Origin of the sequence: Gallibacterium faecale (assembly GCF_027920745.1) — a bacterium.
GTDB lineage: Bacteria > Pseudomonadota > Gammaproteobacteria > Enterobacterales > Pasteurellaceae > Gallibacterium > Gallibacterium faecale.
Window position 1 is genome coordinate 1 of sequence record NZ_JAQIBB010000133.1, and the last position, 5192, is coordinate 5192.

Sequence of the window (5192 nt, forward strand, 5' to 3'; positions counted from 1 at the left end):
TTTTAGCTTCCAAAATGTCCATTAGGAGGCTGTTTTATGATTGTAGCCTCCATTTTGTCCATTACTCCTTAGATCTTTATCAACAATACAAACCCCGATAAGTTATTCACCTATCGGGGTTCCTTTTTATATATAAATATTGGTTAATACTATAATTTTCTGACTAACAATGTAATTCCTCGTACAGAAACCACCTCTACTTGATCATTGAGCTGCAAGTCATTTCCCTCTACACGCCAAGTTGTATCGCCAAATGCAGCGCGAGCAGTATTATTACCTAAAATTGCAGTCACTCGACCTTGTTGACCTAGCATTGCTAAACCACGTTGATTTAATGTTGTTGAATCATCATGTTGATTTTTAGACGCCTGGTAACGCCACCAAACAACGCTCGCAATAATGGCAATCACCGCAAATAAAACTACACTAACAACCAGTGAGAGTGGAACAAAATAGGTTATTGCAGCAATAATTAATCCAGCAATTCCCCACCATAAAAAGAAAATACCGGGAACGATGATTTCTAAAATTAATAAGAGAAATGCCAACACTAGCCAGTGTACTACGCCCCAGTCAACAAACCACGCCATCATTTTTTCAACCCTGTTTGTTTCAAGAGTTCGCTAATTCCCGCAATAGATCCCATTAAATTACTCGCTTCTAATGGCATCATCACTACTTTGCTATTTTCTGCTTGTCCAATTTGTTGTAATGCTTCTGTGTATTTTTGTGCAATAAAGTAATTAATCGCTTGTGTATTACCTGCTGCAATCGCATCAGAAACCATTTGCGTTGCTTTCGCTTCTGCTTCTGCTTCACGTTCTCTCGCTTCTGCACGCAAGAAGGCTTCTTGTCTTTCCCCCTCTGCTTGTAAAATACGAGATTGTTTTTCCCCTTCAGCCCGTAAAATTGCAGCTTGACGAATTCCTTCTGCCTCCAATACTTCTGCACGTTTATTCCGTTCTGCTTTCATTTGTGCATTCATCGAATCAATCAACTCTTTTGGCGGACGCACATCTCGGATTTCAATACGGGTCACTTTTACACCCCAAGGATTCGTTGCTTCATCAACAATCGCCAATAAACGACTATTAATAGAATCACGTTGAGAAAGCATTTCATCTAACTCCATTGAACCTAATACTGTACGAATATTGGTTAAGGTTAAATTGATAATCGCTTGTTCAAGATGATTTACCTCATAAGCAGCATTACGTGCATCAATTACTTGCACAAAACAGACCGCATCAATAGACACATTTGCATTATCTTTAGAAATCACTTCTTGAGAGGGAATATCTAATACTTGCTCCATCATATTGATTTTGCGTCCAACACGATCAATAAAAGGCACAATAATGTTCAAACCAGGTGTTAAAGTACGGGTATAACGCCCGAAACGTTCTATTGTCCAGTGATATCCTTGTGGCACAGTTTTTACTGCTGAAAATAAGGCTACAATCACCAGAATAATAAAAAACAGTGTCCCAATTGGAAAACTATCTAAATAAATCATAATAACCTCTTGTTTCTGTTGATAATTATTTCATCATCGCACATTATGCCAATAAGTCAAAAGATTGATATAAAAAATGCTAGCGATATAACAAAAATTGATTTTCAGATATAAAAAAACGACCTAAATCATGATTATTTCATTAGATCGTTTTCAAGATTCTAAAGGAATCTCTTTATTCTTTACCTATTATTAACAGGTAATTTTAATCATGCTTCCGTAAATCATATGCTTGTTGCAATAATTGTCGGCTTTCTTGCATAAACTGTTCAGAATAATCACCAAACCATTGATGTACTTGCTGGAATGCTGCAATAAAGCCTTGTTTATCGCCATTTTCAAAGAATGTTAATGCCTGTTGATAACTCTCCTGCAATGTCTTGATCACATCTAAGTTTTCTGGCTTATCCATAATAATATCAGCATACAACTCCGGATCTTGAGCAAACAAACGCCCAATCATTGCTAGCTCTAAGCGATAAATTGGTGAAGATAGTGCTAATAGACTCTTCAGTTGCACAGGTTGTTGAGAAAGATGTAAACCATTCGCAAATGTTGAAAAGTGACGTAGGGCCTGAATATAGGTCATACTGTGATCATGTTCTTGTGGCGTCACTTGATACAGTCTTGCTCCCCAAATATAGAACTGATCAAGTAGCCATTGATAACGTTCTGGATAACGCCCTTCACACACTGCTATCACTTGTTTTGCCATACTCGCAATATCTGGTCCAAACATTGGATGTAAACCTACTACTGCACCTTGATGCACTGCTAACATTTTCGCAACTGGCATTGATTTTACAGAAGTTAAATCCGCTAACAGCATAGTTGGCGTTAGATAAGGACGCAATCTTTCAATAACAGCCTCTGTTGCAGTAATAGGCACAGAAACTAATACTACATCAGCATTTGCAAAAATGTGTTCAGCTTGATCCCAATCATCACGATCCAGAATAGTGATTGAATAGCCTGAATTTGCTAAATAGCGAGCAAAAAGACCACCTAACTTCCCTTTCCCACCAACGACAACAATCTTTTTAATCTCTGGATTTACAGTTTTAAAGCCATATTTATTTTCGCTGTGGTAAGACTCCCGCATTACACGACGTAATACATCTTCAATTAAATCTGGAGAGATCCCCATTTTTTCTGCTTCTTCACGACGAGCCGCCAACATACTCACTTCTCGCTCTGGCACATAAATAGGTAAACCATGTTGATGTTTAACTTTACCAACTTCAGCGACTAACTTTAAACGTTTTGCTAATAAAGCTAATAATGCTTGATCTGTTTCATCGATTTGTGCGCGTAACTCTTGCAATACTTCCACGTGATCTCTCCAAAATGATTTATCGATCTAATTGAGATAAAGTAGCGTGTATTTTACGTAATAATGTTTCTGTTGTCTGCCAGTCAATGCACGCATCGGTGATTGAAACACCATATTGCATAGTTTCTTTTGGCTGTTCTGCACTTTGGTTACCCGCATTGAGGTTACTTTCTAGCATAATGCCGGTAATAGAACGATTACCAGCAACAATTTGTTGTAGGATATCTTCTGCCACAATCGGCTGGCGACGATAATCTTTATTAGAATTACCATGACTACAATCAACCATAATTGACTGTTCTAGTCCTGCTTTTTCTAATTCAATCTCACTTTGTTTGATAAATTCAGCTTGATAATTTGGTGTTTTCCCACCACGTAAAATAATATGTCCATCTGGGTTTCCACCAGTATGCAATAAATTTACCTGTCCTTGTTGATTAATTCCGATAAAGCTATGTTCTTGGGAAGCTGCTTTTAACGCATTAATTGCTGTTGCTAAACTACCGTCTGTACCATTTTTAAATCCAACTGCCATTGATAATCCTGAAGCGAGTTCACGGTGAGTTTGTGATTCGGTTGTTCTTGCCCCAATTGCGGACCAACTGAATAAATCTGCTAAATATTGTGGTGTAATTGGATCTAAAGCTTCTGTGGCTAATGGCAGCCCCATTTCACCTAAATCTAACAATAACTTTCTTGCCAAATGTAAACCTTTCTCTACATCAAAAGTCCCATCGAGATTTGGATCATTAATTAATCCTTTCCAGCCAACAGTGGTTCTTGGTTTTTCAAAATAAACTCGCATCACAATATATAGTTGATCTTTTACTTCATCAGATAACGCTTTTAATTTTTTCGCATACTCTAGTGCAGCGGGGATATCGTGAATTGAACAAGGACCACAAACCACTAATAGGCGATGATCTTGATGGTGAACAATCTCAGCAATTTCTTGACGATAACGTTCAATATTTTGTCTTAATGGATTTTCTAGTGGTAATTTTGCTTTTAATTCATCGGGAGTAATTAACACTTTTTCATCAACAATGTGTACATTGTGAATACTGTCTTTTCTCATTTTAAAACACCTTGTAAATATTTATATACACTAAATGTAACGATAAAATTACACTTTTTTATTCTGAGAAACAAGATAAAAGTTGAGAACTTTTTCCTCTTTTAGTGCTATCGCTCATTTTTTTATCAATCAAGCAATGTCAATGGAAAAACACTTGCACTGCTAGGGTTAATCTTATAATATGCACGCCGTTGTGCTTAGTGTTATATGCTAAGCTGAAATTTTAATTAAATGTGTGATTAACAATGTATCAAATTCTTTTAATTATTTATCCACTTATTGCGATTGCATTAATCGGCTTTATCCTTGTACAACAAGGTAAAGGTGCGGATATGGGTGCCTCATTTGGTGCTGGTGCATCAGGTACTGTATTTGGTGCAAGTGGTGCAGGTAACTTTTTAACTCGTACTACAACTATCTTAGCCATTTTATTTTTCGCAATTAGTTTATTATTAGGTAATTTAACAGCACATTCAACAAAACCGGCTGGAACTTTTGATGATCTTTCTGGTGTTGCTCAAGAAGTACAAAAACAAGATGCTGCTAAACCAGCAACTGAATTACCAGTAAAACAAGAACAAAATCAAGATATTCCAAAATAAGAATTTCGCTCTGGTGGTGGAATTGGTAGACACGCTATCTTGAGGGGGTAGTGTCTGTAGGACGTGCGAGTTCAAGTCTCGCCCAGAGCACCAAAATACTTTCCGAAGCCTTTCGTAATTACTCGAAAGGCTTTTTTAATGCCTGTAATATCAATAATTTATCGCTATTTACCTTCCGTAGCTATTTGTAGCTTTTCGAGATAGACCGCCGTTTTTAGTAACACGTTTAGTAACACACTGTCTAATGTGTTACCATACCGGGAAATAGCGTGTTACTAAAAATAGGGAGAATGCTTGTAATGCCTAGAACTATCCTACCTTTAAATAATACAAAAATAGATAAAGCAAAGCCTAAAAGTAACCAATATTCATTAAGTGATGGTAACGGATTATTTTTAAGGATAATGCCATCAGGTAATAAAATTTGGCTATTTAATTATGTAAAACCTAGTGATCAAAAACGTACTAATTTAAAAATTGGTATTTACCCTGAATTTTCATTAGCACAAGCAAGAAGTAAACGTGAAGAATATCGAGCACTACTAGCTCAAGGTATCGACCCACAAGAAAAAATAAAAGTGGATGAACAAACAATCAGTAATCGCTTAGAAAATGTATTTTTTACCGTAGCCCAAAAATGGAAAGAGAAAAAAGCAGCAGAAA

General features: G+C 36.6%; 6 protein-coding genes and 1 tRNA gene. 3 read left to right on the forward strand and 4 right to left on the reverse strand.

Features of this window, described 5'->3' with window-relative positions; translation table 11 throughout:
• Positions 1-149: 149 nt before the first annotated feature.
• The 4 genes from PF272_RS12860 to PF272_RS12875 form a co-directional block, all read right to left on the reverse strand.
• Entirely contained in the window at positions 150-590 is a 441-nt protein-coding gene (locus PF272_RS12860) for an NfeD family protein (RefSeq protein ID WP_271143068.1), read from the reverse strand.
• Positions 590-1516, reverse strand: a complete 927-nt coding sequence (locus PF272_RS12865; RefSeq protein ID WP_065234762.1) for an SPFH domain-containing protein — start codon at positions 1514-1516, stop codon at positions 590-592. Before PF272_RS12865 ends, PF272_RS12860 begins: the two co-directional genes overlap by 1 nt.
• Positions 1517-1721: 205 nt before the next feature.
• Entirely contained in the window at positions 1722-2849 is a 1128-nt protein-coding gene (gene tyrA / locus PF272_RS12870) for a bifunctional chorismate mutase/prephenate dehydrogenase (RefSeq protein ID WP_271143064.1), read from the reverse strand.
• A gap of 19 nt (positions 2850-2868) precedes the next feature.
• The gene (locus PF272_RS12875; RefSeq protein WP_271143065.1) at positions 2869-3927 is read right to left on the reverse strand and encodes a 3-deoxy-7-phosphoheptulonate synthase; all 1059 of its coding nucleotides are present in this window, start codon (positions 3925-3927) and stop codon (positions 2869-2871) included.
• A 245-nt stretch (positions 3928-4172) separates the two neighbouring features.
• On the opposite strand from PF272_RS12875, the gene secG reads away from it, so the two are divergent.
• From secG to PF272_RS12890, 3 genes are all read left to right on the forward strand, one after another.
• A complete protein-coding gene (gene secG / locus PF272_RS12880) occupies positions 4173-4529 on the forward strand; it encodes a preprotein translocase subunit SecG (protein ID WP_271143066.1) in 357 nt (118 codons plus the stop codon).
• A 7-nt stretch (positions 4530-4536) separates the two neighbouring features.
• Positions 4537-4622 (forward strand) — tRNA-Leu (locus PF272_RS12885).
• 206 nt (positions 4623-4828) lie between these two features.
• On the forward strand, positions 4829-5192 hold a 364-nt coding region (locus tag PF272_RS12890), incomplete at its 3' end, for an integrase arm-type DNA-binding domain-containing protein (RefSeq protein ID WP_271143067.1).

Bases quoted from the DNA above. Each gene is read 5' to 3' on its own strand.
- PF272_RS12860 (WP_271143068.1), bottom strand. From the start codon at position 590: ATGGCGTGGTTTGTTGACTGGGGCGTAGTACACTGGCTAGTGTTGGCA.
- PF272_RS12865 (WP_065234762.1), bottom strand. From the start codon at position 1,516: ATGATTTATTTAGATAGTTTTCCAATTGGGACACTGTTTTTTATTATT.
- PF272_RS12875 (WP_271143065.1), bottom strand. From the start codon at position 3,927: ATGAGAAAAGACAGTATTCACAATGTACACATTGTTGATGAAAAAGTG.
- secG (WP_271143066.1), top strand. From the start codon at position 4,173: ATGTATCAAATTCTTTTAATTATTTATCCACTTATTGCGATTGCATTA.